This is a genomic window from Herbiconiux daphne, assembly GCF_024979295.1.
GTDB lineage: Bacteria > Actinomycetota > Actinomycetes > Actinomycetales > Microbacteriaceae > Herbiconiux > Herbiconiux daphnes.
The window spans coordinates 1-531 of the sequence record NZ_JANLCJ010000775.1; the positions used below are offsets into that span (position 1 = coordinate 1).

1 protein-coding gene is annotated in these 531 nt (G+C 60.3%); it reads right to left on the reverse strand.

From position 1 onward, the window contains the following. Nucleotides 1-531: hypothetical protein (locus tag N1032_RS27625; protein ID WP_259543927.1), on the reverse strand; the 531-nt coding region annotated here is incomplete at both ends.

Here is a 531-nt window from a genome sequence, read left to right on the forward strand (position 1 = left end):
TTGAGTTATGCGCGCCTTGCGGGGTGCCCGTTGGCGTCTGGAACTCTGGTTTTAACGTCACTATCTTTGAGTGATACGGCAAGCCTATATTCACCTGCCACGCCGGGCGCGGGAGCGTGATCTTGCCGCCGGTAACGCGCCGCTGCGGCATCGGTACGCCGTCGGCCACGATGTCGACTAGCTCGCCTTCGAGGTGGTCTAGCGCCGTCCATTCGGTGATCCCGTTCGCTACCGCTGCGGCGTTCGCCGGGTCAGGCGCGCCGACAAGGGCGCTATCGACGTTCAGGCCCACGCGGAAGCGTTCGATATACAGCTTCGTCGTACCGCCTACCAGACGACGGACGGCCACGTAGCAATCGTCAACGCCGGATAGCGTCGGGATACTTGCCACATTCATAAAATAATCGTGGCGTTCGTGGTCTACCGGAATCGTCTTCGTCGGGTCATGCGGGAAATTCGGATCTTGCTTCGTGGTCTGCCAGCTGAAGACGCCGGTACGGCTACGCGTCCAGCCTGTTACTTCGTTTTCCT